The following is a 23,416-nucleotide window of genomic DNA, read 5'->3' as shown; positions in this document are numbered from 1 at the left end:
TACTCATCCGACGAAAAGGGAAATTCCGATGTTGCCGCTTTTGAAAAGTCTGACCGCCACCGCGTTGATCCTCAGTGGCGTCTGCGCCAGCGCTGCCGACGGCAGCAATGCCGATGAAATCATTCGCCAGGTGCGCGATCGCAATGACGGTAAAAGCTTCATGTCCCAGGTGTCGTTGATCCTTCACGACAAGAAGGGCAATACCCGGGTTCGTGAATTCACCTACCTGCAGAAGGACTACCCGGACAGCGACAAATTCAGCATGTATTTCTCGGCGCCGACCGATGTGCGCGACGTCGCGTTCCACATCGAAAACCCGCACGAGACGCTGGGGCTGGAAGACAGCCAGTGGATGTACCTGCCGGTCAGCCGCCAGACTCGCCGGATCTCCACCACCGACAAGCGCGGTTCGTTCATGGGCAGCGAATACTCCTATGCCGACCTGGACAAGATCCGGGTCAAGGATTACTCGCAGACATTGCTGGGAGAAGAGCAGATCAAGGGCCGCGACTGCTACGTGATCGAACGTGAACCGGCGTCCCCGGAAGTGCTGGCCAAGACCGGTTACAACAAACTCAAGGTGTGGATCGACAAGCAGAATTTCCTGGTCATGCGTCAGGACTTCTTCGACGTCAAAGGTGTGCTGATCAAGCAGATGCGCACCCAGAAGGTCGAGACCATCGACGGGATCGACAGCATCGTGCTCAGTGAAACCGAGCACTTCATCGACGGCACGCGCTCGGAAATGCGCTTCAACCAGTTGCAGTACAACGTCCCGCTGGAAGACCGGCTGTTTACCCAGACCGCCATCAAGCGCGGGCTGAAAACCGGTGACCTGCCGGAATTTTCCGTGACTGCCCGCTAAGCGCCGCTCCCGACGACCCTGGAACACATGATCATGGAAAGATACCTGAACTTCGTCGAGCGCCATGCGCGGGCGATCGTTTTCCTGCTGGTGGCGATCACCGCGTATTTCACTTATACGCTGGGCGCGCTGATCTCGGACACCAACCCTTATCTGCTCAAGGACAGCCATCCGGCGCGCAAGACCATCATCGATTTGCAGGGTGAGTTCACCGGCACCTTCGACTCGGTGATGGTGGCGTTGAACAACCCGCAGACGGTCTTCAACAAACAGACGCTCAATGCGTTGTTTTCGATGTCGCAGTCGGTGCGCAAGATGATCCTGGCCAACGACGCCGACAAGGAGCAACTGACGCAAATCGTCGCTCGCTACCCGAATGACAGCCGCGCGCAGCTATTGACCCGGGACATTCTGGAGGACGGTTTTTCCCAGAATGATTACGCTCAGGCCAAGGCCCTGCGCGATCATGCCCAGAGTCAGAACTGGGATGCTCATGATCAGTTGTTCCTGACCTTCCTCGCCGAGCGAATCAACCCGATTCGCGAAATGGCGTCGATGGGCGACCTGGAAAACATCGTGTTGACCGACGATGGCGAGTTGTTGATCCACAAGACCCTCAACGCCTATGACATGGATCCGGCCGTGGTCGAGTCACAGATCATGGGCAACGAACTGATGGTCGACGGCGTGGTGTCGAAGGACAAGAAAGTCGCGATGCTGGTGGCCGAACTCGGTACCAAGCAGGATGACGCCCAGGCGCAATTGCGCGCCTATCAGATCGTGCGGGGCATCGTCGCGAAGTATCAGGCAGATCATCCGGAGTACAAGGACGAGATTTTCATTGCCGGCATGCCGATCTTCATCGCGGCCCAACAGGAAATCATCGACCATGACCTGGCGGTGCTGTTTCCGATCGTGTTTCTGCTGATCACCCTGCTGCTGATTTTCTTCTTCCGCAAACCGCTGGGCGTGTTGTTGCCGCTGTTCAACATTCTGTTCTGCACCATCTGGACGCTGGGCCTGATGGCGCTGCTGCGGGTGCCGTTCGACCTGTTGACCAGCGTGTTGCCGGTGTTTCTGTTCACCATCTGCTGCTCGGACGCCATCCATGTGATGGCCGAATACTACGAGCAGAAAAACGCCGGCAAGAGCAACCGTGACGCCAACCGCGAGACCCAGCGGCTGATGGTCGTGCCGGTGGTGTTGACCACAGTGACGACCATCGCCACGTTCATGATTTCCACCACCAACAACATCGTCAGCATCCGTAACTTCGGCGTGTTCATGTCCATCGGCCTGACGGCGGCGCTGATCATTTCGTTGCTGCTGATTCCGGCCTGGATCTCCATCTGGGGCAAGGATCAACCAGCGCAAGCCAGGGTCGCTGCGCACAAGGAATCGATCATCTCGCGTTATCTGGTGGCGTTCTGCGCCTGGATGATCCGCTTTCGCAAACCGATTCTCATGGTCATGCTGCCGTTGCTGGCGCTGGCCACCGTGTTCACCTTCCGCGTCGATATCGAAGACTCGGGCATTGCCTATTTCAAACCCGAAAGCCATATCCGCATTTCGGACCAGTTCATCAACCACGCCAACGTCGCGGGTACGGCGCCGGGCTGGATTGCCATCGACAGCAAGGAGCCTCGCGGGGTGCTGACCACGGAGGTGGTGCAGTTCATCGACAAGCTCGACCACTTCATCAAGCAGCAGCCGAACGTGAGTTACGGCTACTCCCTGGCCACTTACGTCAAGCGCATGAACCTGGTGCTCAACGACATGAACCCTGATTACCTGCGCGTTCCCAACGCCATGGAAAAGGTGAGCTCAGTCAATGATGACGGGCAGGTCGAGCAATTCGAAGTGCCAGGCAATTCGCTGATCGAGCAGCACGTGATGCTGTTCGAAAACGGTGGCGGCTCGGACTTGAACAACGTGCTCAACGCCGACTTCTCCAAGGCCTTGACGCTGTACACCATGACCTCGTCGGTCGCCAGTGATTATCAGGGCATGCTCGATCGCCTCGACGCCTGGCTGCTGGTGAACAAACCGGCCAATCTGGAGGTGACGCATGCCGGCACGCCGTTGATCTGGACCGGTGTGTTGCAGGAAATCACCCAGGGCCAGGTACTGAGTTTTTCCCTGGCGTTGCTGGTCGTCACGCTGATGATGATGTACTGGCTCAAGTCGGTGCGGCTGGGCATTCTCGGCATGTTGACCCTGCTGACCACCTCGGTCACGGTCTACGGCTTCATGTTTCTGTTCAAGATCGAGCTGAACATCGGCACGACGCTGGTGACTTTCCTGGTGGTGGGCGTGGTCGATTACGCGGTGCACCTGCTGTCGCGCATCAAATGGCTGGTGCAGCAGGGCATTGAAGTCGACGCGGCGATTCTGCAGGCGATGCACAGCGTCGGTCGCTCGACGGTGATCAACGTGGTGATTTTCTCCGTGGGCTTCATGGCGCTGCTGTTTTCTGACTTCAAGCCGATTGTCGACCTGGGGGCGCTGGTGGCCATGGCGCTGTTCTCCAGCGGGGTCATGACCATCATTCTGGTGACGCTGGTTTCGCCGTGGTTCTTCGGCGCGATTGAGCCGATTGCCCAGCCCGCTCGGGCGCAACGCCTCGACGCAGAGGCAGTACCGGGCTGAAGCCCGAGCCGGTTCCGCCTGCCCTGATCCGACAGGCGAACCGGCCCATGCGCCGCAGAAGGGTTTTCAGTTCAGCGTAGCGGCCGGGGTTTTTTCCCCCTGCCGGGCGATGCGCTCGAACTGACATTCCTGTCGAGCCTCGTGGAGGTTGTTTTCAAACGCTTCAAGCCCATCGTACAACTGCTGCAAATCGCCGATCTGGGTCACCAGCTCGGCTTTTTTCCGGGCGATGGCATTCTGTGCCATGTCCCAGGGGAATTCCTCGCCGCGGTAGTTGTTCAGGATGACCTGCAGCTCCTTGAGCTTGAAGCCCAGTTGCTGAGCGCATTTGATGAACGTCAGGACCTCGACGCTTTCCTGACTGTAGATACGGTATTTGCCTTCACGCTTGGGCTCGGGCAACAGGCCGATTTCTTCGTAATGGCGAATGCTTTTGACTGTGGTGCCCGACAGCTGGGCGGCTTTGCCGATATACATAAAGATCCATCTCGATGATAAAACGGGGCGTAGCGTGACCAGGCTCGAGCCTGATCGGCGGGCGATTATAGGGTGAATACCATCGGCAGGTTGCAACTGTGCGTAAATGACGCGCACAGCTGACGGACGGGCTCGTGGGAGAGCCCGTGGAAGGCTGACGGCGTCGGCGGCGCCGTCAGTTGGACAGTCGCGTCAGATTCAGAACGCGGCGCTGGATCGCGCCTGTTGCAGCCACACGTCGCGCTGCTCCGGTTTGGAGCCGAGCATGGGGCCGAACGTCAGGGTCTTGATCGGTTTGACTCCGCAGAACTCCAGCGTGGTCTTGCGCACCTGGTGCAGGCCCGGCATGCGGTAGAACCATTTGTAGTACCAGTACGGCGTGTCCATGGTCACCAGCAAATGGGCGGTGCGGCCTTTGAGCAGTTTGTCCGGGAAGGCTTTGCCTTCGCGGTACTTGAACGCGAAACCGGGCAGGAAGATGCGGTCCAGAAAGCCTTTCATCAACGCCGGAATCCCGCCCCACCAGATCGGATAGACGAAAGTCAGGTGCTCGGCCCAGGTGATGTCGGCCTGGGCCTGCAGCAGATCGGGTTCCAGCGGCTGAATCTTGTTGTAACCCTCGTGCAGGACCGGGTCGAAATCCAGCGCATCCAGGCGCATCAACCGCACCTCATGCCCGGCGTCCTTGGCCGCCTGAACGTAGGTTTCACTCAGTGCTCCGCAAAAACTGTCGGTGGAGGGGTGTCCCAGAATCACGAGCATTCGTTTGCCCATAGTGTGTACTCCTGAAAAGAAGCTCACAGGATAGAGTCTGCCCCTAGCGGTAGAGTCAAGGCGTCAGAGCATCAAGCAAGGCTTGGGTGTAGGCCGGCAGATGGGCGAAGTTTCTTGAACACAGATGCAGTGTCCGTCTGGCCCAGGCATCGTCCAGCGGCACGCAGGCCAATGCGTTCGTCCGGGGCCAGCGCTCAACCGCCACTTTGGGCACGATTGCCAGGCCTGCCCCGCGCACGACCATGCGCATGAGCCCATCGAAGCCATCGGCGCGGATACGGATCGCCATGCGCTGGCCGATGTGCAGCGCCTGTTCTTCCAGATGAATCGCCAGGGCACTGTCGGCACCCAGCGCCACGTAGTCATGGGCCAGGGTTTCGGCAAAGGTCAGCGAGAGACGCTCTGCCAGCGCATGACCCGGCGGCACGAGCAGTACCAGCGGGTCGTCGCGAAAGACCCGGGTCTGCAAGTCGTGGGTGTCCACGGCGTCGGAGACAATGCCAAGGTCTGCTGCTCCCTGGCGCAAGGCGTGAGTGATGCGGGCGCTGGGCAGTTCCTGCAAGTCGATGTCGAGGTTGGGATGTTCGCGCAGGAAATCCGCCAGCACTTCCGGCAGGTATTCGCTGATGGCCGTGGTGTTGCACAGCAAACGCACCTGGCCTTTCACACCCCGGGCGTATTCGTTCAAGTCCTGCTGCATGCGCTCGGCCTGTTGCAACAGGAGTCGCGCATGTTGCGCCAGGGCCTTGCCGGCCGGCGTCGGTGTGACTCCGCGCCGCCCGCGCTCGAGAAACTCGGTGCCCAACGAAGCTTCCATCGCCCGGATCCGCGCACTGGCCGCTGCCAGCGACAGATGACTGCGGGCGGCGCCGGCGGTGATGTTGCCGCTGTCGAGAATGTGCAGGTACAGGCGCAGGTCGGTGAGGTCGAAGTGCATCGGTGGTGACTCTTGCTGAAAGAGAGGCTGCCTCAGTGTATGACAGATTTTCAGTTCATCCGTGCAGGCGCACAGTATCGCCATGAACGCACTCGCAGATTTCTATCAGAACCTCGGTCTGGCCTTGTCGTTGCTGGTGATGGCGACCTTCGTCGTCGCCGGCATGATCAAGGGTGTGATCGGTCTCGGCCTGCCCACCGTCGCCATGGGCCTGCTCGGTCTGGCTATGGCGCCAGCGCAGGCTGCGGCGTTGCTGATCATTCCGGCGACCCTCACCAACGTCTGGCAACTGGCGTTCGGCGGGCATTTGCAGGGGCTGGTGAAACGCTTGTGGCCGATGCTGCTGGCGATCTCTCTCGGCACGGCCATCGGCACCTTGTGGATCGGCATGGCCGGCGGGCATTGGGTGGTGCGCGGGTTGGGCGCGGCGTTGTTGCTCTATGCGCTGAGCGGATTGTTCCTGCCGACGCTGAGTGTCAGTCGCCGCCATGAAACGTGGCTGGGAACGCTGTGTGGCGTGATCACTGGCGTCATCACTTCGGCCACCGGCGTGTTCGTGATTCCCGCCGTGCCGTACATGCAGGCCCTGGGCTTGAGCCGCGATGAACTGGTGCAGGCGCTGGGCCTGTCCTTCACGGTTTCGACCCTGGCGCTGGCCGGTGGATTACTCTGGCGCGGGTCGCTCGGCGGCGCGGAATTGAGCGCTTCGCTGCTGGCGCTGCTCCCTGCCATGCTCGGTATGCTGCTCGGCCAATGGCTACGCCAGCGCATCAGTGCCGTGCTGTTCAAGCGGGTGTTCTTCATCGGTCTGGGCGCGCTCGGCGCCCATCTGCTGATCAGCGGCTAGCGGACGACGCGCTGAGCATTTCAATCGGGCGGATATCGAAATCCCGCTCCAGATACTCCATGCGATTGGCGAGAAACTGCTGCATGTGCGGCAGGTTCGAGTGCACGTCCAGATGCGCCTGGCTCTCCCAGATCTCGTAGAAGATGAACAGGCTCGGGTCTTCCTTGTCGCGCAGCATGTGGTACTCGATGCAGCCAGGTTCGGCGCGGCTCGGCTCGACGTAAGCGCGGAAAAACGCTTCGAAGGCCTCGGCTTTTTCCGGGCGGGTCTTGGCGTGCAGGATGAAACCCTGGCGTTCGCTCATGGCAAAAAACTCCTCAGATTCAGATGGCGGCCAATCCTACGGCAACAATCGGCATTCGATTCGTGCGTTTTAATCAAATGAATTTTGCGCAACCGATGCTTATTCCGCGCGGGGCGGATCGCTAATCTGCCGCCATTCAATTTTTCCCCTTCTCCATCCAGCGCTCTGCGCTGCGCATCGGAATCCGATCGAGGCTCTCCCATGAAAAAAGTGCTGTTGCTCAATGGCGGTAAAAAATTTGCTCACTCCGACGGTCGCTACAACACCACCCTGCACGAAGCGGCGCTGAGCGTGCTGGATCGCGGCGGTGTCGACGTCAAGACCACCTTCATCGACGAGGGTTACGACATCGCTGAAGAAGTCGCCAAATTCCTCTGGGCCGACGTGATCATTTATCAGATGCCGGGCTGGTGGATGGGCGCGCCGTGGACCGTGAAAAAGTACATCGACGAAGTCTTCACCGAAGGTCACGGCAGCCTCTACGCCAGCGATGGTCGCACCCGTTCCGACGCGTCGCAGAAGTACGGCAGCGGCGGTCTGATCCAGGGCAAGCAGTACATGCTGTCGCTGACCTGGAACGCACCGCAGCAGGCGTTCGATGACCCGACCGACTTCTTCGAAGCCAAAGGCGTGGACGCCGTGTACTTCCCGTTCCACAAGGCCAACGAGTTTCTTGGCATGACCGGCCTGCCGACCTTTCTCTGCGTGGACGTGATGAAACGCCCGAATATTGAAGCGGATGTGGCGCGTTACGAGCAGCATCTGACCGAGGTGTTTGGCCTCAAGGCCTGACGCTCGGCTACTATCGAAGGCCTGAGCTTGCGCAGCAGGCCTTTCGATTCGAGGACACCCGTGAAAGCCAGATCCGATGAGTTGCAGATTTTCGTCTGCGTGATCGAATGCGGTTCGATCTCCGCCGCCGCCGAGCAGGTCGGGCAGACACCGTCGGCGGTCAGCCGCACGCTGTCGCGGCTGGAAGCCAAGCTCGACACCACGCTGATCAACCGCACTACACGGCGCATGGACCTGACCGAGGAGGGCAAGTATTTCTTCGAACAGGCCAAGCTGATCCTCGACCAGATGGATCAACTCGAAGAACGTCTTTCTTCGCGCCAGCAAACCCCGTCAGGACGACTGCGCATCAACGCGGCGTCGCCGTTCATGCTCCACGCCATCGTGCCGTACATCGACGAATTCCGTCGGTTGTACCCGGACATCCAGCTCGAACTCAACAGCAATGACCTGATCATTGACCTGCTGGAACAAAGCACCGACGTCGCCATCCGCATCGGCCCCCTCGCCGATTCGACGTTGCATGCGCGGTCGTTGGGTTGCAGTCCGCTGTTGATCGTCGCCAGTCCCGCGTATCTGGAAAAACACGGCGCGCCGCGGGAAGTGGCTGACCTGAGCGACCACACCTTGCTCGGTTTCACCCAGAACGAAGGCCTCAACCAGTGGCCGTTGCGTTACGTGCACGGCGATCGCTGGCCGATTACCCCGGCGATCAGCGCCTCCAGCGGCGAGACGGTTCGGCATCTGGCGCTGGAGGGCCAGGGCATTGCCTGCCTCTCGCATTACATGACCATCGACGACATCCGCGCCGGGCGCCTCAAGATGTTGCTGGCGGAATTCAACAGCGGTTATCGCCAGCCGATCAACGCGGTGTACTACCGCAACTCGCAATTGGCGCTGCGCATCCAGTGCTTCCTGGATTTTATCCAGAGCAAACTGGCGGCTTACGCCAGCGCCGATTTCAAAGGCTGATTCGTGACCCCTGCGCAAGAGTGAATTGGTTGAGGGCGGGTTTTTCCACAGGACCTGCCGATCGATACTCGTTGCATCACTTACTCACGCAGGGAGTTTCCCCATGAACGTATTCGTCACCGGCGCTGCCGGTTTTATCGGCGGCTCCATCGCCACCGGTCTGGTCCAGGCCGGCCACAGCGTCACCGGTCTTGTGCGCAGCGCCGAACAGGCCAATGAGCTGAAGGCACTGGGCATCACCCCGGTGATCGGCACCCTCGACGACAAGGCACTGCTGGCCGAACAGGCCCGCGCCGCCGACGCCGTGATCAACGCCGCCAGCAGCGACCATCGCGGCGCGGTCGAAGCCTTGCTCGATGCCCTGCGCGGTTCGAACAAAGTGTTCCTGCACACCAGCGGTTCCAGCATCGTCGGCGATGCCTCGGGCGGCAAATCCAGCGACGTCATCTACTTCGAAGACAACCTGCCGGAGCCGACCGTCGACAAGGCCGCACGGGTGGCCATCGACAACCTGATCCTCGCGGCAGCGAAGGACGGCGTGAACTCGGCCGTCATCTGCAACACTCTGATCTACGGCCACAGCCTGGGCGTCAATCGCGACAGCGTGCAACTGCCGCGTCTGCTGAAACAGGCACGCAAAAGCGGCGTGGTGCGTCACGTCGGCAGCGGTCAGAACATCTGGTCCAACGTGCACATCGAAGACGTGGTGTCGCTGTACCTGCTGGCCCTGACCAAAAACGTCCCGGGCACCTTCTACTTCGTCGAAAGCGGCGAAGCGTCGTTCATCGACATGACCACCGCCATGGCCGAAGCCTTGAATCTGGGCCAGCCACAAGACTGGCCGCTCAAAGACGCTGAAGCCGAGTGGGGCTATGAAATGGCCAACTACGGCCTCGGCTCCAACAGCCGCGTACGCGGCAAACACGCCCGCGAACTGCTCGGCTGGGTGCCGAAGCGCACGTCGGTGGTTGAATGGATTCGTAACGAAATGGTGTGAGGGTTGATTAAACCCGAGAGGGCTTTGCGACTAACCTGTGAACGGCTGCCTTTGGGCAGCCGTTTGTGTTTTTTGATTTGTCCTGGCATCGGGGCAAATCCCCGGCGCTTTTCAATGTTCAGTGGCATCAGGAGGGGCAAGGATGGTTGAGGCAATCAACCAAGGGCTGAATTGCAATTACGAACCCATGGAGTATTGGGTTCGGCAGGCATTGTGGACTTGAGTGACGATCTCATTTGGCCAGAGAAAGATGCAGAAACTTGCTGTCCTTGAGCTTCAGCTTGCGTTCAATCGATTCAACGCTCTGACCCGTTTCGATGGCTGTCGAACTGGCAATCGCGCGTATCAACGCTTCGGCAGTGAGCTTTTTGGGGCGGCGGCGCGAAGCAGTCATGGCAGGAACTCGATAGAAAGCGTCTGCCGAGTATAGCGCCTGGATTGATGTTGAAAACCTTGTGGTCTGGGCAAAACCTTCAGCCGGGTCATGAAAATCCTACCCCGCGATTTTCATTATTCACGACAAGACATATCCAAAAGCGACAACCCTTATCCCTCCACGAAAATTACTTTCACTTCGTTTGAAAACTCGATCTCGAAATGATTTATGAGTTTCACAACCCATTCGAACGTGACCCTTTCGAGGAGTACCGCATGACACCGTCCTTCGGCTATTGGCTGCTGGTGTACGCCGCCGTTGCCATCATCGCCCTGATCGTTCTGATCGCCCGTTACCGGCTCAATCCGTTCATTGTCATCACCCTGATTTCCATCGGCCTGGCGCTGGTGGCGGGGATGCCGCCGTCCGGCGTGGTGGGGGCGTATGAGGCCGGGGTGGGCAAGACGCTGGGGCATATTGCGCTGGTGGTGGCGCTGGGGACGATGCTCGGCAAGATGATGGCCGAGTCCGGTGGCGCCGAGCAGATGGCGCGCACGTTGATCGAACGCTTTGGCGAAAAGAACGCGCACTGGGCGATGGTGTGTATCGCGTTTCTGGTGGGGCTGCCGCTGTTTTTCGAAGTCGGTTTCGTGTTGCTGGTGCCGATTGCCTTTACTGTGGCGCGGCGGGTCGGCGTGTCGATCCTGATGGTCGGTTTGCCGATGGTTGCCGGTCTTTCCGTGGTGCATGCGCTGGTGCCGCCGCACCCGGCGGCGATGCTGGCGGTGCAGGCCTATCAGGCGTCGGTCGGGCAGACCTTGCTGTACGCGATTGCCATCGGCATTCCGACGGCGATCATTGCCGGTCCCCTGTACGCCAAATTCATCGTGCCGCGCATTCAGTTGCCGGCGGATAACCCGCTGGAAAAACAATTCCTCGAACGCGAGCCCCGCGACAGCCTGCCGGGTTTCGGCATCACCATGGCGACCATTCTGTTGCCGGTGGTGCTGATGCTGATCGGCGGCTGGGCCAACCTGATTTCCACGCCGGGCAGCGGCTTCAATCAGTTCCTGCTGTTCATCGGCAACTCGGTGATCGCGCTGTTGCTGGCGACGCTGTTGAGTTTCTGGACGCTCGGCATTGCACAGGGCTTCAACCGGGAATCGATCCTCAAATTCACCAACGAATGCCTGGCACCGACCGCCAGCATCACCTTGCTGGTGGGCGCCGGTGGCGGTCTGAACCGGATTCTCGTGGACGCCGGCGTCACCGATCAGATCGTCGGCCTGGCTCACGAATTTCACCTGTCGCCGCTGATCATGGGCTGGTTGTTCGCCGTGTTGATGCGCATCGCCACCGGTTCGGCCACCGTGGCGATGACCACGGCTTCCGGCGTGGTCGCGCCAGTGGCCATCGGTCTGGGTTATCCACACCCGGAACTGCTGGTGCTGGCGACCGGTGCGGGCTCGGTTATCTTTTCCCACGTCAACGACGGCGGCTTCTGGTTGATCAAGGAATACTTCAACATGACGGTGGCCCAGACGTTCAAGACCTGGACGGTGCTGGAAACCCTGATCTCGGTAGTCGCTTTCGCCCTGACCGTCGGTCTTTCTTACCTGCTGTAGTCGGAGTTTTCCGCCATGGACATCCTTTATCAGATCCGCGCCCGTCAGGATTCCTTCAGCGCCGGTGAAGGACGCATCGCCCGTCTGATGCTCGACGACGTAGGATTTGCCGCCTCCGCCAGCCTCGAAGAGCTGGCGCAGCGGGCCGAAGTCAGCACCGCCACACTGTCGCGCTTTGCCCGCACCGTCGGCTGCCGCGACCTGCGCGATCTGCGTCTGCAACTGGCCCAGGCCAGCGGCGTCGGCAGCCGTTTCCTCGACCCGGCGGGCATGCCCGAGCAGTCGGCGTTTTACGGGCAGATCGTCGGCGATATCGAAACCACCCTGCGCCAGCATCTGGCGGCGTTCGACGAATCGCGCTTCGCCGATGCGGTGAAACTGCTGGGCCAGGCGCGGATGATCCACGCCTTCGGCATCGGCGGTTGCTCGACCCTGTGCAGCGATGAGTTGCAAGTGCGGCTGGTGCGTCTCGGCTATCCGATTGCGGTGTGCCACGACGCGGTGATGATGCGCGTCACCGCCGCCAGCCTCAGCGCCGAGCAGGTGGTGATCGTCTGTTCGCTGACCGGCATCACCCCGGAATTGCTGGAGACCGTGGCGCTGGCGCGCAACTACGGCGCCCGGATTCTCGCCATCACCCGCGCCGACTCGCCGCTGGCGGAACTGGCCGATATCGTCCTGCCGCTTCAAGGCGCCGAGACCTCGTTCATCTACAAACCGACGGCGGCGCGCTACGGCATGCTGCTCGCCATCGACGTGCTGGCCACCGAGCTGGCGCTGGCCAACCCTGAAGACAATCAAGAACGTCTGCGGCGGATCAAACTCGCCCTCGACGAATACCGTGGCGGCGACGATCACCTGCCGCTGGGAGACTGACATGCTGTACGACACCCTGATTCGCAACGCCCTGGTCATCGACGGCAGCAACAGCCCCGGTTATACCGCCGACGTGGCGATCCTCGATGGCCGCATCGCGCAGATCGGCGACTTGCGCGAGGCCCGCGCCAACGATGAAATCGACGCCGCCGGCCGTGTGCTGGCGCCGGGTTTCATCGACGTGCACACCCACGACGACACCGTGGTAATCCGCCAGCCGCAGATGCTGCCCAAGCTCAGCCAGGGCGTGACCACGGTGATTGTCGGCAACTGCGGAATCAGTGCGGCGCCGGTCAGTTTGCGCGGCGATCCGCCGGATCCGATGAACCTGCTCGGCTCGGCAGCCGCGTTCGTTTATCCACGCTTCAGCGATTACCGCGCAGCGGTGGAAGCGGCCAATACCACGCTGAACGTCGCGGCGCTGGTCGGGCATACGGCGCTGCGCAGCAATCATCTTGATGATCTGTTTCGCACCGCGACCGACGATGAAATCAGTGCGATGCGCGAGCAGTTGCGTGAAAGCCTGGAGGCGGGCGCCCTCGGTTTATCCACAGGTCTGGCGTATGCCAGTGCGTTCTCGGCTTCCACCGATGAAGTCATGCAACTGACCGAAGAACTGAATGCGTTTGGCGCGGTGTACACCACCCACCTGCGCAGTGAATTCGAACCGGTGCTGGAGGCGATGGATGAGGCCTTCCGTATCGGACGCCACGCACAGTCGCCGGTGATCATTTCCCACCTCAAATGTGCTGGCGCCGGTAACTGGGGCCGCAGTCCGCAGTTGCTCGCCTCGTTGGAAGAAGCGGCGAAAACCCACCCGGTCGGCTGCGATTGCTATCCGTATGCGGCGAGTTCTTCGACCCTGGATCTGAAGCAGGTCACCGATGCCCACCGCATCACCATCACCTGGTCGACGCCGCATCCGGACATGGGCGGTCGCGACTTGATGGACATCGCCGCCGAATGGAACCTGTCGCTGCTTGACGCCGCCAAACGCCTGCAACCAGCGGGCGCGGTGTATTACGGGATGGACGAGAACGACGTGCGCCGGATCCTCGCCCATCCGCTGTCGATGGTCGGTTCGGATGGCCTGCCGGAAGACCCGTTCCCGCATCCGCGTCTGTGGGGCGCTTTCCCACGGGTGCTCGGACATTTCAGTCGCGATGTCGGGTTGTTTCCACTGCACACCGCGGTGCACAAGATGACCGGTCTGTCGGCGGCGCGTTTTGGCCTGAAGGAAAGGGGCGAGATTCGAGAAGGGCACTGGGCGGATCTGGTGTTGTTCGACCCGGCAACCGTGCGTGACGTGGCGGATTTCAATGACCCGCAACGCGCCGCGCAAGGCATCGAAGGGGTGTGGATCAATGGTGTGTTGAGTTATCGCGACGGCCAGGCCAGCGGGCAAACAGCAGGGCGGTTCCTGGCGCGCCAGGGCGATCTGCGCGACGGCTTTCGTTGAATTTTGCTGACTGCGTCACGGTGATGGCACATTGCAATTAAAGAAAGCCATCACCAGGCCGAATTGCTGACATTCACCCCGGCTACACGCCGGGGCCAATCAGTCAGGGAGCAACCCATGAGCTTCGGCAAAACCACCCCGATCCTGCGGATTTTCGATGAAGCCAAAGCCGTGGAGTTCTACGTCGACTTCCTCGGCTTCAAGATCGATTGGCAGCATCGTTTCGAGTCTGGTTTCCCGTTGTACCTGCAAATCTCCCGTGGCGAGTGCGTGCTGCATTTGTCTGAACACCACGGCGATGCGACTCCCGGTTCAGCCCTGCGGATCGAGACCGATGAGCTGGAGGCGTTTCAGCAGCAGTTGCTGGCCAAGGAATACAAGTTTTCGCATCCACAGATTCAGGCCATGCCGTGGGGCAGCCAGGACATGACCATCGCCGATCCGTTCGGCAACCGTTTGGTGTTCACCAACGCGATCAGCCTCTAGCCGTCGTTCGATACCCGGTGAGTCTGGCGAAATTCACCGGGCGGCATCCCGCGTCGGCTCTTGAAGGCGCGGTGAAACGAGCGTGATTCGCTGAAGCCCAGATACTGGGCGATGTCCTGAATCGGCAGGGTGCTGTTGAGCAGGTAATGCTCGGCCAGTTCCTGGCGCAGTTCATCGAGAGTCTGCTGATACGACGTGCCGGCCTGATGCAACTGGCGTTGCAGCGTGCGCACCGACACGGCGAGATGTTCGGCCACCTGCTCCTCGCGCGGCAGACCTTCCTTGAGCAACTGGCGCAGGATGCTTTTGACCCGCTGTTCCAGCGACGCATCCTCCAGTGTCGCCATCAGACTCTGCGCGTGTTCTTCCAGGGTGCGCAGCAAATGCGCATCGGCCTGGCGCAACGGCAACTGCAAATACGGCAACGGCACGATCAGCGCGGAATACGGTTGATCGAACAGCACCGGGCAGTCGAAAAACTGTTCGTACTGCGCCAGCGTCGTGCCCGCCGGGAGTGAGTGTTCCAGCCACACCGCGGCCGGTGACAGTCGGGTATCGGCGATCCAGCGCGCGTATTGCAGCCAGGAGCCGAGCACGTTTTCCACCAGATGCCGGCGAATTCGCGGGCGCTCAAAGCGGCAGCTCCAGATCAGGTGCACGTGGTTTTCGTGAACCTCGGCGCGGCTGACACCCATGTCACCCACCAGTTTTTCGAACGGCATGATGCGGCTCATGGCGTCGCCCAGTGTCGCGCAGTTCATGGTGATGTAACCCAGCACGCTCCACGAGTTGGGCAGGACGAAATTGGCCGCGTTGAGGCCGAACAGCGGATCGCCCGAGTGTTCGCAGAAATAATCGAGCAACCGCTCATGGGCTTCACCCGGCAAGCGCAGGCTGTTGTCGCTCAACTGCTGCGCCTGCAACCCGGCCGCCGCCAACGCAGGCTCGATGGCCATGCCCAGATGTTCGGCATGGCGCAGGTACTTGAGCAGCGGTGGGACGGAGGTGAAGCCGAGCGATTGCATGACCGAATCCTCTTGATCGAGGCCGCCGTGGGCGGAGGAGCGCTCTGAAAGGTAATTTGAATCCGCGAATAAAGTAAATGGCTGGCCTTGGGACCATGCAGAGGTCTTCGAGCTGGTTTGTTAGTCTGCGATCACTCATTTCACGGATTGCAGGAAGCCTTATGACCAGCATCACTATTCGACTCGATGAGCAGATGACAGAGCAACTGCGTATCGCTGCCGCCCAAAATGGCCATTCCATGGAGGACGAAGCGCGGCAGATTCTGGAAAACGCATTGGCTACGGTTGATCGAGCTGGCGGGTTAGGTACTCGGATACACAATCGATTCGGCGCCATGGGTGGCGTCGAGCTCGATCTGCCATCACGTTCAGAAAACCTCAGCGGCTGATAAACACCGCTCACAAAAAGCCCGCCGCCACACTAAAACCAGTGTGGCGGCGGGCTTTTTACAGGGTGCAAAAAAATGGCGAGTGCACCGCACTCGCCACCTCCCGCATCAATCCGTCGGCACGACCTTGTCCAGCGCCCGGTTAACGGCCAGTTCGGCGATCATCACGATCTGGGCGATGCCTTGCAGAGTCTTGCGGTGGCTGCCCTCGACCAATGCCACATGATTGTTGAGCATGACGGTGGCGGAGCCGAGGGATTCGCTGGCGTCTACCAGCAGGGATTCGGTGTCGGCTTCGGGGTGAGCCTGATAGAGGGTGTTGGGTTTGTAGGGCGCGGCCATGATCTGGGCGCTGAGGGGGCCCAGGTGATAATCGAGGGCGCGTTCGGCGGCTTCGTTGAAGCGTTTCGAGCCGGGGCATTCGTAGGGAGATGCCGGATCCGGGATGATTGTGGGTTCGGTGAGCGGTGGGTTTGGCGTTACCTTGAACATGGGTGACTAACCTCTGGTTGAGGCTGCACCTTTTCGCCGCTAAGCAAAAGGGTGGCAGCTGTGCGCAAGTTAGCGGACCGGTAGTCACCCTCAACCCGGCGCACCCGAAGGTGCCATGCGCACAGCCACCATCAAGTGCAGGCTGGCGCCTGACTGGATTCGACATGTGCAACCGTAGGGGACATTCCGAACCGCTAAGTTCGATCACTGGAAATCAATGACGCAATCAAATTACGCAGCCAGCCCAAGGCGCACAAGCCGGCGGATTCTGGCGTAGCCGTAGGCAACGGCGCAAGGTTTTGTGGGCTTCGGGACGTATCACCGCGTGTCCTTAAACACCAATCGCCAAACGCGTGTAATCACGTTTCAGAACGCGTCATCCAATTCCTGAAAATGGCAATTTCAGGGCAAAAAAGAAGGGCAGCTTCTCAGCTGCCCTTCTTTGTACATCGGCTTTCGTGTGCAGGGTTTACACGCGGAAATGACTCACCATCTGCTGCAATTGCCCACCCAAACGCGCCAGTTCAACGCTGGACTTGGCCGTCTCATCACTCGCCGCCGCGGTCTGTTCCGACACGTCGCGGACGTTGATGATGCTGCGGCTGATTTCTTCGGCCACGGCGCTCTGCTGTTCGGCGGCAGCGGCGATCTGCTGGTTCATCGACTGGATATTCGACACCGTGCGGGTGATGTTTTCCAGCGAGTCGCCGGCCTTGCGGGTCAGGGCGACGCTGCTGTCGGTCAGGGCGCGGCTGTTGTTCATCACGGCGGACACCTGTTGCGTGCCGTTCTGCAGACCGGCCACCAGGCCTTCGATTTCCTCGGTGGATTTCTGGGTACGCTGGGCCAGGCCACGGACTTCGTCGGCAACCACGGCAAAACCACGACCGGCTTCACCGGCACGGGCGGCTTCGATGGCGGCGTTGAGGGCCAGCAGGTTGGTCTGTTCGGCCACGGCCTTGATCACGTCCATGACGCTGCCGATCTTGTCGCTTTCCTGTTGCAGCACGCTCATGGCTTCGGTGGAACGCACCACTTCGCTGGCCAGACGCTCGATCTGGGCGATGGCTTCGTTCACCACCTTGTCACCTTCGCGGGCTTCGCCGTCAGCGGCGGCTGCGGCTTGCGAGGCTTCTTCGGCGTTGCGCGCGACTTCCTGCACGGTGGCGGTCATCTCGTGCATGGCGGTGGCCACCTGATCGGTCTCGACCTTCTGGCTGTTCACGCCGGCGCTGGTCTGTTCGGTCACGGCCGACAGTTCTTCGGCGGCGCTGGCGATCTGGGTCACCCCGTCGCGGATGCCGCTGATCAGGTCGCGCAGGGTCACGCCCATGCGCGCGATGCCTTGTTGCAGCACGCCGAGTTCGTCGCGGCGGGTGACGATCACGTTGTGGCTCAGGTCGCCGCTGGCGATGCGGTCGACCACGGCCATGGTTTCCTGCAGCGGACGGGTGATCTGACGGGTGATGATGAACGCGGCGATAACACCTACCAGCAAGGCCAGCAGGGTGCTGATCAATTGCAGGGTGCGAGCCTGGGCGCTTTCGGCGTCACGACGGTCGAGCTGGATCTGATACAGCTGCTCACTCAGGCTGACGATGGTCGCGCCCTGATCGGTCATTTCCTTGCGCGCCTGCACCGCATCGCTGTTGGCGTTTTTGAAGGCCTGCAAGGCGCTGCGGTAGTTGGTCAGTGCGGTTTCCAGCTGACGCAGGGCGTCTTGTTGGCTGCTGGCGAAATGCATGTTCAGCGGCTTGAGGCTGGCGATGGCTACGTCCAGCTGGCCGACGGCTTTCTGCTCGGTCTCGGCGTTGGCAGTGGCGGTGTAGCCGCGCACTTCGTAGCGCGCCAGGATGAACGCTTCCTTGGCGGCGGTGACAGCCTGGAACTGCTCGAAACGCTCATCGCTCAGCGGCATTTGCTGGACCCGGTTGCTCAGCGCTTCGATCAGGCCGTAAGCCGTCGCGGCACTGGTGGCCATCGAGTCGCGCGCCGTGTTGCCGGTGCGGTAGGCGTTACGCATCTTGTTCAGGGACGTCTGGTACTCGGCGATGGTCGCCGCCTGCTGCTTGAGCAGCTTGAGGTTTTCCGGGCTCTTGAAGCTGCTGATCAGCTTCTGCTGCTGCGCGGCAAAACCGTCGAGGGTGGTCTGCACGTTCTGCGCGGCGGTTTCGTCGCCGTTGGTCAGCATGTATTGCAGGCGCACCACGCGCAGTTTGGTCAGGCCAGCGTTGAGCTGGGTGATGTCGCTCATCCAGTTGCTGCGGTCAATCAGGCCGCCCAGGCTGGTCCAGCCGGTGAGCGCCAGGATGCAGGTCAGGGCCAGGACGAGGCCGAATCCGAGCCCCAGTTTCAGGTTCACGCTGATGTTGCCGAACCAGCTATTCATCACAAAAATCCTCCAGAAAAACGTTGTGCTACTTGATCGTCGGTCAGGCTGGAAGATTGTTGTTTTTTTGCGCCAGCAAGGGTGTAAGCAGGACTGTATCGGCCGCAAATCCGAGAGCTGAAAGGATTTTGTCCGACGGATTTTGTAACAAGGGATCCCAAGATTTTTTTCACATGGGTTTCACTGGCTGCCCACGCCGTGCTCTTTAACCTCGCCGCATCGAATGACAAGTGATGGCGGCTTTTTGTGGAATTGCGACTGAGTCTGTTCGGCGTCAAGCGCTCGATTGATCTGAGCGGTCTGGCCCGTTTTCGAAACACCTGGGTGGTATTGGCAGCTTCGGTGCTGGTGATTCCGCTGACCCTCTGGCTGCTCGCCCCGGCGGCGGTGCCGGACCTTGCCCACGGCAACGTGGCCGGGGCCAAGGCGCTGAAGGAAGGCTGGAGCAAAGGCGAAATCATCGTGCTGGTGCGCCATGTCGAGCGCTGCGATCACTCGAAAGCGGCGTGCCTGAGCGGCCACGATGGCATCACCGACCGTTCGCGCAGTGTCGCGGTGAGCGTCGGCGCGCAGTTCGAGCAGTTGGGCCTGGACACGGCCGACGTCTACAACAGCCCGATGATGCGCACCGTGCAGACGGCCGGCTACATGTTCAACCAGGCGGCGACCGGCGAAGACTGGCTAATCAGTTGCAAGGGCCGGATGCTGCAGGACGCGCTGGCGCACAAAGTCCTGGGACGCAACCTGATTCTGGTGACCCACAGCGAATGCATGGCGCAGCTGGAAAAAGACCTCAAGGTGCCGGCCTCGACCCTCGGGTACGGCGCTTCGCTGTTTGTTTCCGCCGCCAGCCCGGCGGCCCCACGGATGCTCGGCTTCATTGAAGCCTCAGACTGGCGCACGGTGACCACCCAATGAAATCCCGCTTTTACGCTTACAACTTCGGCATCCCGCTGCTCTGCGCAGCCGTGGTTTTTCTGATGTTCGACATGACCAATATCGACATCGCCTTCAGCAACCTGCTGTTCGATCCACTGACCCACACATTCCCGCTCGACAAGATTCATTTCTTCGAAAAGCTGACCCACAAGTGGGCGCGGATCATTCCGAACTGGACTGCCGAAATTGCCTTGATCGGCGCCATGCTGTCGTTTGTCTGGCCACTGGTGAAGCCGCAAAAGCATCCGCGCCTGGGCGGTTTTCTCGAGCGTTGCAAAGTCGCGCCGGTGCTGCGCTTTGCCGCTGATCACCGTAGGGATTTTCTGTTTATCGTGGTGGCTTTCGCGGTCTGCACCGGGGTCATCCATTTCCTCAAGGCGCACACCAGCGTTTACTGCCCGATCGAGACCACGCTGTACGGCGGAAAGATGCCGCATATCGAGTGGTACAACAATTTCCAGCTGTTCCACGAAGCGGGTGAAGGGCGTTGCTGGCCGGGCGGTCATGCTTCCGGTGGCTTCACCATGCTGGCGCTGTATTTCGTCGGGCGTCGTTATCAATGGCGCTTTTCCAGCGCGTTGTTGTGGGGCTCGCTGCTGCTCGGTTTTGTCTACGGCACTACGCGAGTCCTACAGGGCTGGCACTACATGTCCCACACGTTCTGGGCCGGGATCTTCGTGTGGCTGGCGTGTTTGCTGACGGCGCTGGCGTTCTACGGGCGGGCTCGTCTGGAATTGCCGGTGTTGAGCAAACGTGAACGTAAGGTGTTCGCTGCACAGCCTGAGGCTTCGCTCTGAGTCCTCGCCGCTGAAATGAAAAAACCGCCATCGCCGGCGGGTTTTTCGTTGGTGCTGTGGTGGTTTCAATAGCCCACGAAGTAATACGCCTGGCGTCCGACCATCATGGTCTTGTGGACTTTCAGCGGGGCGGCGGGTTCGCTGTCTCCCGAGATCACGGCGATGTTCGATGGCGATGCACTGAGAAACTCCCGTAGCTGCGCATCGGTGTCCAGGCCCTTGAGTACACTTCGGGTATAGAACACGCTGGCACCGCCGACCCGTTCGTTGGCTTGAAACAGCGCGACCTGATTGCCGCTCGCTTGCAGCGACTGGATGTGTTCGGTCAACGGCAGGAACGACAGGCGTTTGTCGGCATTTGGCAGTGCCCATTGCGCGGCGCCAAGGTAGCTGGCGATGACCACCGTCAGTATCCCCGCCGCCAGTGGCTGACGATGACGGGCGATTCGTCCGACAAAACCCTTCCTGTGATCCTTCAACTTGTCGAACAGCACGCCCGCATATTCGGCGGCAATCACTGCCGCTGCGGGTGTCATCGACATCAGGTAAACCGTGCGTTTGCTCGAGGCCAGGGTCAGCAGGATGAATTGCGCAATGATCCACAGGCTGAAAAACAGCAGGTAACGATTGGCCTTCAGTTCCTTGCGAAAATGCCACAGGCCCAGGTACACCAGAATGTTCCACGGCAGAAACGCCTGCGGCAGCTTGGCGAGGTAGTAGTAGAACGGCTCGTAGTGGCCGGCTTCAACGAACGATCCGCTGAAACGTCCTACGCTGTTGGTCAGCAACACTTCGTTGACCGCCTGGACGCCGCCGCGCTGATAGAGCACGGCGAGCCAGATCATCAGCGGGATCAGACCGACAAGGGTCAGCAAGCCCGGACGCAGCCAGTCCGTCAGTTTGAAACGCTTGTCCATCAGATTGTCGGCCAGCAGAAAAGCGAAAATCACCACGCCCGGCATCGCCAGTCCGAGCACGCCTTTGCTCAACGTGGCGATGGCGATCCCGGCGATAAACAGCGACGAATTGCCTGGGGTCGGTGCTCGCTGCGCCTGGAAGAACGCCAGCAATGCCGCAGTCACACCGAGGGCGAGCAACGCATCCTCGCCGACCCCGCGCACGTTGCTCCAGTAACTGGCCATGGTCGCCAGCAGAATCCCCGCCGTCCAGGCGATGGCCTTCGGGCGGTCGAAGCGGCGCAACATGGCGTACAGCAGCATCACGCTGAGCAACCCGGCCACCGCCGACGCCAGTCGCACCGCCCAGGGCGAGACGCCGAAAACGCGCAGGGCGCCGGCGTCCAGCCAGAGGCTCAGGGGCGGTTTTTCCAGGAAGGGTTCACCGAACAGACGCGGCGTCACCCAGTCGTTGTCCAGATGCATTTCCATCGCAATGCCCGCCACCCGGGCCTCGGTGGAGCCTTGCAGTTGATGGTTGCCAAGGGCGAAAAAGAACAGCAGGGCGGCAAGCAGAAGCAGGGAAGAGGCGGCACGCGACATGGGTTCAGGCAACCGGAAGTGAACGGAAACCCGAGCTTACGCGGCCAATCCTTAACAATTTGTGAACGTCACGACAGCGGTCGTGACCAGCGCTGATCCGGCGTTTCGAAACGCGGATTGACCCGCGCCGTCAGCACATGATCCTGCCAGCGCCCGGCAATGTTCAGGTAGGCCTTGGCGTAGCCTTCCCGTTCGAATCCAAGGCGCTCCAGCAACCGTTCGCTGCGCTCATTGCCGGGAATGTAATTGGCCATGATCCGGTGCAGGTTCTGGGTGTCGAACATGTAAGCGATGGCCGCCTCCAGCGCTTCCTGCATCAAACCCTTGCCCTGATGCGCTTCGTCGATGTGATACCCCAGATAACAGGCCTGAAACGCACCGCGGATGATCCCGCTGAAATTGCAGGCGCCGATCATCTGCCCGCCATCCGGAGTCAGCAACGCCATATGCACCGCCAGCCCGGCGTCGAAGGCGCTGGCCTGTATCTCTAGACGTCGGCGGATCTGTTCAGTGGAAAAATAGTCGGTGGTGCGAATCGGCGACCACGGCGCGAGGTGGCGTTGATTGCGCTGGTAGAACGCGCTTTCCAGCGGCGCCTGATCCGGGTCGAGTACCGCGAGCGTCAGGCGTTGACAGGGCAGGGTCAGCAGCGGCATCGGGTGCTCCGGGTCTCGGGATTGATCACCAGAATTGCCCGGTGATCAGGAAAATACAAATCGCCGCCAGATTCCGGGCGAAAAAAAGCCCGCAGGAGCGCGGGCGAACCGTAGTTTCTTGAATGAGCGAGGCCAATGTACACGGCCATCACCGCCGCCGGGGTGAAGAAAAGTTCATGTCGATGAACGACTTGCGTCATCGACGAGCGGTCGTTTTTCAGTGAACGACCGGTGCCGTCGTACGAGGCACCAGATTCACCGGATCAAAGTTCTCCACGGCGCGATTGACCAGCATTTCGGTCATGATCGACAGCTGCCGGATCGCCAGCAACCGGCTGCGCTGAGAGCCAGTGAAATCATCGGCGATGTTGGCCGTCATCATGTTCAGCGCCGCCAGGGTCTCACAGGCATGGGTCAGCAGAGTGGCCGTGTCCACGTCGGTGCGCACGGAGAAAATCTCGTTGAACGGCAGGGTGCGACGCGGCTTTCTCACGTATTCCTGAGGCTGGGCAAGCACAGCCGGTTCTTTCGATTCGGTCTCGTGAGGCGGTGTTTGATCAGGCAGGCTTGGGTTGTCTTTTTTCATGACGAGGCTCCATGGTTTCAGTCTCCCGGCGAATCCCTTTGGTAAACCATCTGCCGGGTTGCAGCGGAGCGCGAAGACTAGCGTTTGGAAGCATCTTGAACCAGTTCATGGAAGTCGACGCGGGTTGCGGGAAATTTCCTAGGACGTTGGGTGGAGACGTTGTCCGGATGGGGAACTGCAGATGCGACAAGGCCCGCACTTGGCGGGC

General features: G+C 60.4%; 24 protein-coding genes and 1 pseudogene. 13 read left to right on the top strand and 12 right to left on the bottom strand.

Translation table 11 applies throughout. The features are described from left to right. Nucleotides 1-28 precede the first annotated feature (28 nt). Together MKZ87_RS26630 and MKZ87_RS26625 are read left to right on the top strand one after the other, a co-directional pair. Nucleotides 29-865: an outer membrane lipoprotein-sorting protein gene (locus MKZ87_RS26630; protein ID WP_085701346.1), complete on the top strand. Its 837-nt coding sequence runs from the start codon at nucleotides 29-31 to the stop codon at nucleotides 863-865. Between the two features lie 33 nt (nucleotides 866-898). Beyond that, entirely contained in the window at nucleotides 899-3,514 is a 2,616-nt protein-coding gene (locus MKZ87_RS26625) for an efflux RND transporter permease subunit (RefSeq protein WP_085702528.1), read from the top strand. A 66-nt stretch (nucleotides 3,515-3,580) separates the two neighbouring features. On the opposite strand, the gene MKZ87_RS26620 is transcribed toward MKZ87_RS26625, so the two are convergent. The 3 genes from MKZ87_RS26620 to MKZ87_RS26610 form a co-directional block, all read right to left on the bottom strand. Next, entirely contained in the window at nucleotides 3,581-3,991 is a 411-nt protein-coding gene (locus MKZ87_RS26620) for a MerR family transcriptional regulator (protein ID WP_085685536.1), read from the bottom strand. A 198-nt stretch (nucleotides 3,992-4,189) separates the two neighbouring features. Next, nucleotides 4,190-4,765, bottom strand: a complete 576-nt coding sequence (locus tag MKZ87_RS26615) for an NAD(P)H-dependent oxidoreductase (protein WP_085702403.1) — start codon at nucleotides 4,763-4,765, stop codon at nucleotides 4,190-4,192. Nucleotides 4,766-4,820: 55 nt separating this feature from the next. Further along, entirely contained in the window at nucleotides 4,821-5,702 is an 882-nt protein-coding gene (locus MKZ87_RS26610; protein WP_085701348.1) for a LysR substrate-binding domain-containing protein, read from the bottom strand. Between the two features lie 82 nt (nucleotides 5,703-5,784). Between MKZ87_RS26610 and MKZ87_RS26605 the strand changes: the two genes are divergently transcribed. Continuing rightward, the gene (locus MKZ87_RS26605) at nucleotides 5,785-6,549 is read left to right on the top strand and encodes a sulfite exporter TauE/SafE family protein (RefSeq protein ID WP_085701349.1); all 765 of its coding nucleotides are present in this window, start codon (nucleotides 5,785-5,787) and stop codon (nucleotides 6,547-6,549) included. Here the strand turns inward: MKZ87_RS26605 and MKZ87_RS26600 are convergent. Continuing rightward, complete coding sequence (locus tag MKZ87_RS26600; RefSeq protein WP_065261059.1) at nucleotides 6,539-6,853, bottom strand: putative quinol monooxygenase; 315 nt, start codon at nucleotides 6,851-6,853, stop codon at nucleotides 6,539-6,541. The genes MKZ87_RS26605 and MKZ87_RS26600 overlap by 11 nt on opposite strands. A 201-nt stretch (nucleotides 6,854-7,054) precedes the next feature. On the opposite strand from MKZ87_RS26600, the gene MKZ87_RS26595 reads away from it, so the two are divergent. From MKZ87_RS26595 to MKZ87_RS26585, 3 genes are all read left to right on the top strand, one after another. After that, the gene (locus tag MKZ87_RS26595) at nucleotides 7,055-7,645 is read left to right on the top strand and encodes an NAD(P)H-dependent oxidoreductase (protein ID WP_085701350.1); all 591 of its coding nucleotides are present in this window, start codon (nucleotides 7,055-7,057) and stop codon (nucleotides 7,643-7,645) included. Nucleotides 7,646-7,705: 60 nt separating this feature from the next. Beyond that, nucleotides 7,706-8,617, top strand: a complete 912-nt coding sequence (locus MKZ87_RS26590) for a LysR family transcriptional regulator (RefSeq protein ID WP_085702404.1) — start codon at nucleotides 7,706-7,708, stop codon at nucleotides 8,615-8,617. A gap of 103 nt (nucleotides 8,618-8,720) precedes the next feature. Continuing rightward, nucleotides 8,721-9,614, top strand: a complete 894-nt coding sequence (locus MKZ87_RS26585) for an NAD-dependent epimerase/dehydratase family protein (RefSeq protein WP_085702405.1) — start codon at nucleotides 8,721-8,723, stop codon at nucleotides 9,612-9,614. 232 nt (nucleotides 9,615-9,846) lie between these two features. Here MKZ87_RS26585 and MKZ87_RS26580 read toward each other — a convergent pair whose 3' ends face one another. Then, a complete protein-coding gene (locus MKZ87_RS26580) occupies nucleotides 9,847-10,008 on the bottom strand; it encodes a hypothetical protein (protein ID WP_170929807.1) in 162 nt (53 codons plus the stop codon). Between the two features lie 257 nt (nucleotides 10,009-10,265). On the opposite strand from MKZ87_RS26580, the gene MKZ87_RS26575 reads away from it, so the two are divergent. The 4 genes from MKZ87_RS26575 (at nucleotide 10,266) to MKZ87_RS26560 (ending at nucleotide 14,436) form a co-directional block, all read left to right on the top strand. Beyond that, nucleotides 10,266-11,615: a GntP family permease gene (locus tag MKZ87_RS26575; protein WP_085702529.1), complete on the top strand. Its 1,350-nt coding sequence runs from the start codon at nucleotides 10,266-10,268 to the stop codon at nucleotides 11,613-11,615. Between the two features lie 15 nt (nucleotides 11,616-11,630). Next, complete coding sequence (locus MKZ87_RS26570) at nucleotides 11,631-12,491, top strand: MurR/RpiR family transcriptional regulator (protein WP_085702406.1); 861 nt, start codon at nucleotides 11,631-11,633, stop codon at nucleotides 12,489-12,491. 1 nt (nucleotide 12,492) lies between these two features. Beyond that, nucleotides 12,493-13,950, top strand: a complete 1,458-nt coding sequence (locus MKZ87_RS26565) for a D-aminoacylase (protein WP_085702407.1) — start codon at nucleotides 12,493-12,495, stop codon at nucleotides 13,948-13,950. A 117-nt stretch (nucleotides 13,951-14,067) separates the two neighbouring features. Continuing rightward, on the top strand, nucleotides 14,068-14,436 hold the full coding sequence (locus tag MKZ87_RS26560; protein ID WP_085702408.1) for a glyoxalase superfamily protein: 369 nt from the start codon (nucleotides 14,068-14,070) through the stop codon (nucleotides 14,434-14,436). Here the strand turns inward: MKZ87_RS26560 and MKZ87_RS26555 are convergent. After that, entirely contained in the window at nucleotides 14,433-15,461 is a 1,029-nt protein-coding gene (locus tag MKZ87_RS26555) for an AraC family transcriptional regulator (RefSeq protein WP_085701355.1), read from the bottom strand. The genes MKZ87_RS26560 and MKZ87_RS26555 overlap by 4 nt on opposite strands. A 161-nt stretch (nucleotides 15,462-15,622) precedes the next feature. Between MKZ87_RS26555 and MKZ87_RS26550 the strand changes: the two genes are divergently transcribed. Continuing rightward, nucleotides 15,623-15,850: a FitA-like ribbon-helix-helix domain-containing protein gene (locus tag MKZ87_RS26550; protein WP_085701356.1), complete on the top strand. Its 228-nt coding sequence runs from the start codon at nucleotides 15,623-15,625 to the stop codon at nucleotides 15,848-15,850. Between the two features lie 108 nt (nucleotides 15,851-15,958). Here the strand turns inward: MKZ87_RS26550 and MKZ87_RS26545 are convergent, their stop codons facing one another. From MKZ87_RS26545 to MKZ87_RS29165, 3 genes and pseudogenes are all read right to left on the bottom strand, one after another. Further along, complete coding sequence (locus tag MKZ87_RS26545; protein ID WP_085701357.1) at nucleotides 15,959-16,342, bottom strand: DUF6124 family protein; 384 nt, start codon at nucleotides 16,340-16,342, stop codon at nucleotides 15,959-15,961. Between the two features lie 469 nt (nucleotides 16,343-16,811). Continuing rightward, complete coding sequence (locus MKZ87_RS29170) at nucleotides 16,812-17,516, bottom strand: methyl-accepting chemotaxis protein (protein WP_412546960.1); 705 nt, start codon at nucleotides 17,514-17,516, stop codon at nucleotides 16,812-16,814. A 201-nt stretch (nucleotides 17,517-17,717) separates the two neighbouring features. Beyond that, nucleotides 17,718-18,596 (bottom strand): annotated as a pseudogene (locus MKZ87_RS29165) (methyl-accepting chemotaxis protein); the annotation flags it as partial. A gap of 381 nt (nucleotides 18,597-18,977) precedes the next feature. Between MKZ87_RS29165 and MKZ87_RS26535 the strand changes: the two are divergent. Together MKZ87_RS26535 and MKZ87_RS26530 are read left to right on the top strand one after the other, a co-directional pair. Then, nucleotides 18,978-19,649 carry a histidine phosphatase family protein gene (locus tag MKZ87_RS26535; protein ID WP_085702410.1) on the top strand — a complete coding sequence of 224 codons (672 nt, stop codon included), beginning with the start codon at nucleotides 18,978-18,980 and terminating at the stop codon, nucleotides 19,647-19,649. After that, nucleotides 19,646-20,467: a phosphatase PAP2 family protein gene (locus MKZ87_RS26530; protein ID WP_085698357.1), complete on the top strand. Its 822-nt coding sequence runs from the start codon at nucleotides 19,646-19,648 to the stop codon at nucleotides 20,465-20,467. Before MKZ87_RS26535 ends, MKZ87_RS26530 begins: the two co-directional genes overlap by 4 nt. Before the next feature lie 65 nt (nucleotides 20,468-20,532). Here MKZ87_RS26530 and MKZ87_RS26525 read toward each other — a convergent pair whose 3' ends face one another. The 3 genes from MKZ87_RS26525 to MKZ87_RS26515 all read right to left on the bottom strand — a co-directional run bounded on the left by MKZ87_RS26525 (nucleotide 20,533) and on the right by MKZ87_RS26515 (nucleotide 23,208). After that, complete coding sequence (locus tag MKZ87_RS26525; protein ID WP_085702411.1) at nucleotides 20,533-21,966, bottom strand: ArnT family glycosyltransferase; 1,434 nt, start codon at nucleotides 21,964-21,966, stop codon at nucleotides 20,533-20,535. Nucleotides 21,967-22,034: 68 nt separating this feature from the next. After that, a complete protein-coding gene (gene rimJ / locus MKZ87_RS26520; RefSeq protein WP_085702412.1) occupies nucleotides 22,035-22,622 on the bottom strand; it encodes a ribosomal protein S5-alanine N-acetyltransferase in 588 nt (195 codons plus the stop codon). Between the two features lie 217 nt (nucleotides 22,623-22,839). Next, entirely contained in the window at nucleotides 22,840-23,208 is a 369-nt protein-coding gene (locus MKZ87_RS26515) for a DUF6124 family protein (RefSeq protein WP_085702413.1), read from the bottom strand. Between the last annotated feature and the right edge of the window lie 208 nt (nucleotides 23,209-23,416).

This window comes from Pseudomonas sp. MCal1 (genome assembly GCF_026341415.1).
Taxonomy (GTDB): Bacteria; Pseudomonadota; Gammaproteobacteria; order Pseudomonadales; family Pseudomonadaceae; genus Aquipseudomonas.
Note: the sequence above shows the minus strand (reverse complement) of the source record. Positions and strands in the feature narration are given on the sequence as shown.

Coding starts and splice junctions, on each gene's coding strand:
- MKZ87_RS26585 (WP_085702405.1), top strand. CDS start 8,721: ATGAACGTATTCGTCACCGGCGCTGCCGGTTTTATCGGCGGCTCCATC.
- MKZ87_RS26605 (WP_085701349.1), top strand. CDS start 5,785: ATGAACGCACTCGCAGATTTCTATCAGAACCTCGGTCTGGCCTTGTCG.
- MKZ87_RS26610 (WP_085701348.1), bottom strand. CDS start 5,702: ATGCACTTCGACCTCACCGACCTGCGCCTGTACCTGCACATTCTCGAC.
- MKZ87_RS26525 (WP_085702411.1), bottom strand. CDS start 21,966: ATGTCGCGTGCCGCCTCTTCCCTGCTTCTGCTTGCCGCCCTGCTGTTC.
- MKZ87_RS26620 (WP_085685536.1), bottom strand. CDS start 3,991: ATGTATATCGGCAAAGCCGCCCAGCTGTCGGGCACCACAGTCAAAAGC.
- MKZ87_RS26515 (WP_085702413.1), bottom strand. CDS start 23,208: ATGAAAAAAGACAACCCAAGCCTGCCTGATCAAACACCGCCTCACGAG.
- MKZ87_RS26570 (WP_085702406.1), top strand. CDS start 11,631: ATGGACATCCTTTATCAGATCCGCGCCCGTCAGGATTCCTTCAGCGCC.
- MKZ87_RS26545 (WP_085701357.1), bottom strand. CDS start 16,342: ATGTTCAAGGTAACGCCAAACCCACCGCTCACCGAACCCACAATCATC.
- MKZ87_RS26555 (WP_085701355.1), bottom strand. CDS start 15,461: ATGCAATCGCTCGGCTTCACCTCCGTCCCACCGCTGCTCAAGTACCTG.
- MKZ87_RS26550 (WP_085701356.1), top strand. CDS start 15,623: ATGACCAGCATCACTATTCGACTCGATGAGCAGATGACAGAGCAACTG.
- rimJ (WP_085702412.1), bottom strand. CDS start 22,622: ATGCCGCTGCTGACCCTGCCCTGTCAACGCCTGACGCTCGCGGTACTC.
- MKZ87_RS26560 (WP_085702408.1), top strand. CDS start 14,068: ATGAGCTTCGGCAAAACCACCCCGATCCTGCGGATTTTCGATGAAGCC.
- MKZ87_RS26600 (WP_065261059.1), bottom strand. CDS start 6,853: ATGAGCGAACGCCAGGGTTTCATCCTGCACGCCAAGACCCGCCCGGAA.
- MKZ87_RS26630 (WP_085701346.1), top strand. CDS start 29: ATGTTGCCGCTTTTGAAAAGTCTGACCGCCACCGCGTTGATCCTCAGT.
- MKZ87_RS26625 (WP_085702528.1), top strand. CDS start 899: ATGGAAAGATACCTGAACTTCGTCGAGCGCCATGCGCGGGCGATCGTT.
- MKZ87_RS26530 (WP_085698357.1), top strand. CDS start 19,646: ATGAAATCCCGCTTTTACGCTTACAACTTCGGCATCCCGCTGCTCTGC.
- MKZ87_RS26595 (WP_085701350.1), top strand. CDS start 7,055: ATGAAAAAAGTGCTGTTGCTCAATGGCGGTAAAAAATTTGCTCACTCC.
- MKZ87_RS26580 (WP_170929807.1), bottom strand. CDS start 10,008: ATGACTGCTTCGCGCCGCCGCCCCAAAAAGCTCACTGCCGAAGCGTTG.
- MKZ87_RS29170 (WP_412546960.1), bottom strand. CDS start 17,516: ATGACCGCCACCGTGCAGGAAGTCGCGCGCAACGCCGAAGAAGCCTCG.
- MKZ87_RS26575 (WP_085702529.1), top strand. CDS start 10,266: ATGACACCGTCCTTCGGCTATTGGCTGCTGGTGTACGCCGCCGTTGCC.
- MKZ87_RS26615 (WP_085702403.1), bottom strand. CDS start 4,765: ATGGGCAAACGAATGCTCGTGATTCTGGGACACCCCTCCACCGACAGT.
- MKZ87_RS26565 (WP_085702407.1), top strand. CDS start 12,493: ATGCTGTACGACACCCTGATTCGCAACGCCCTGGTCATCGACGGCAGC.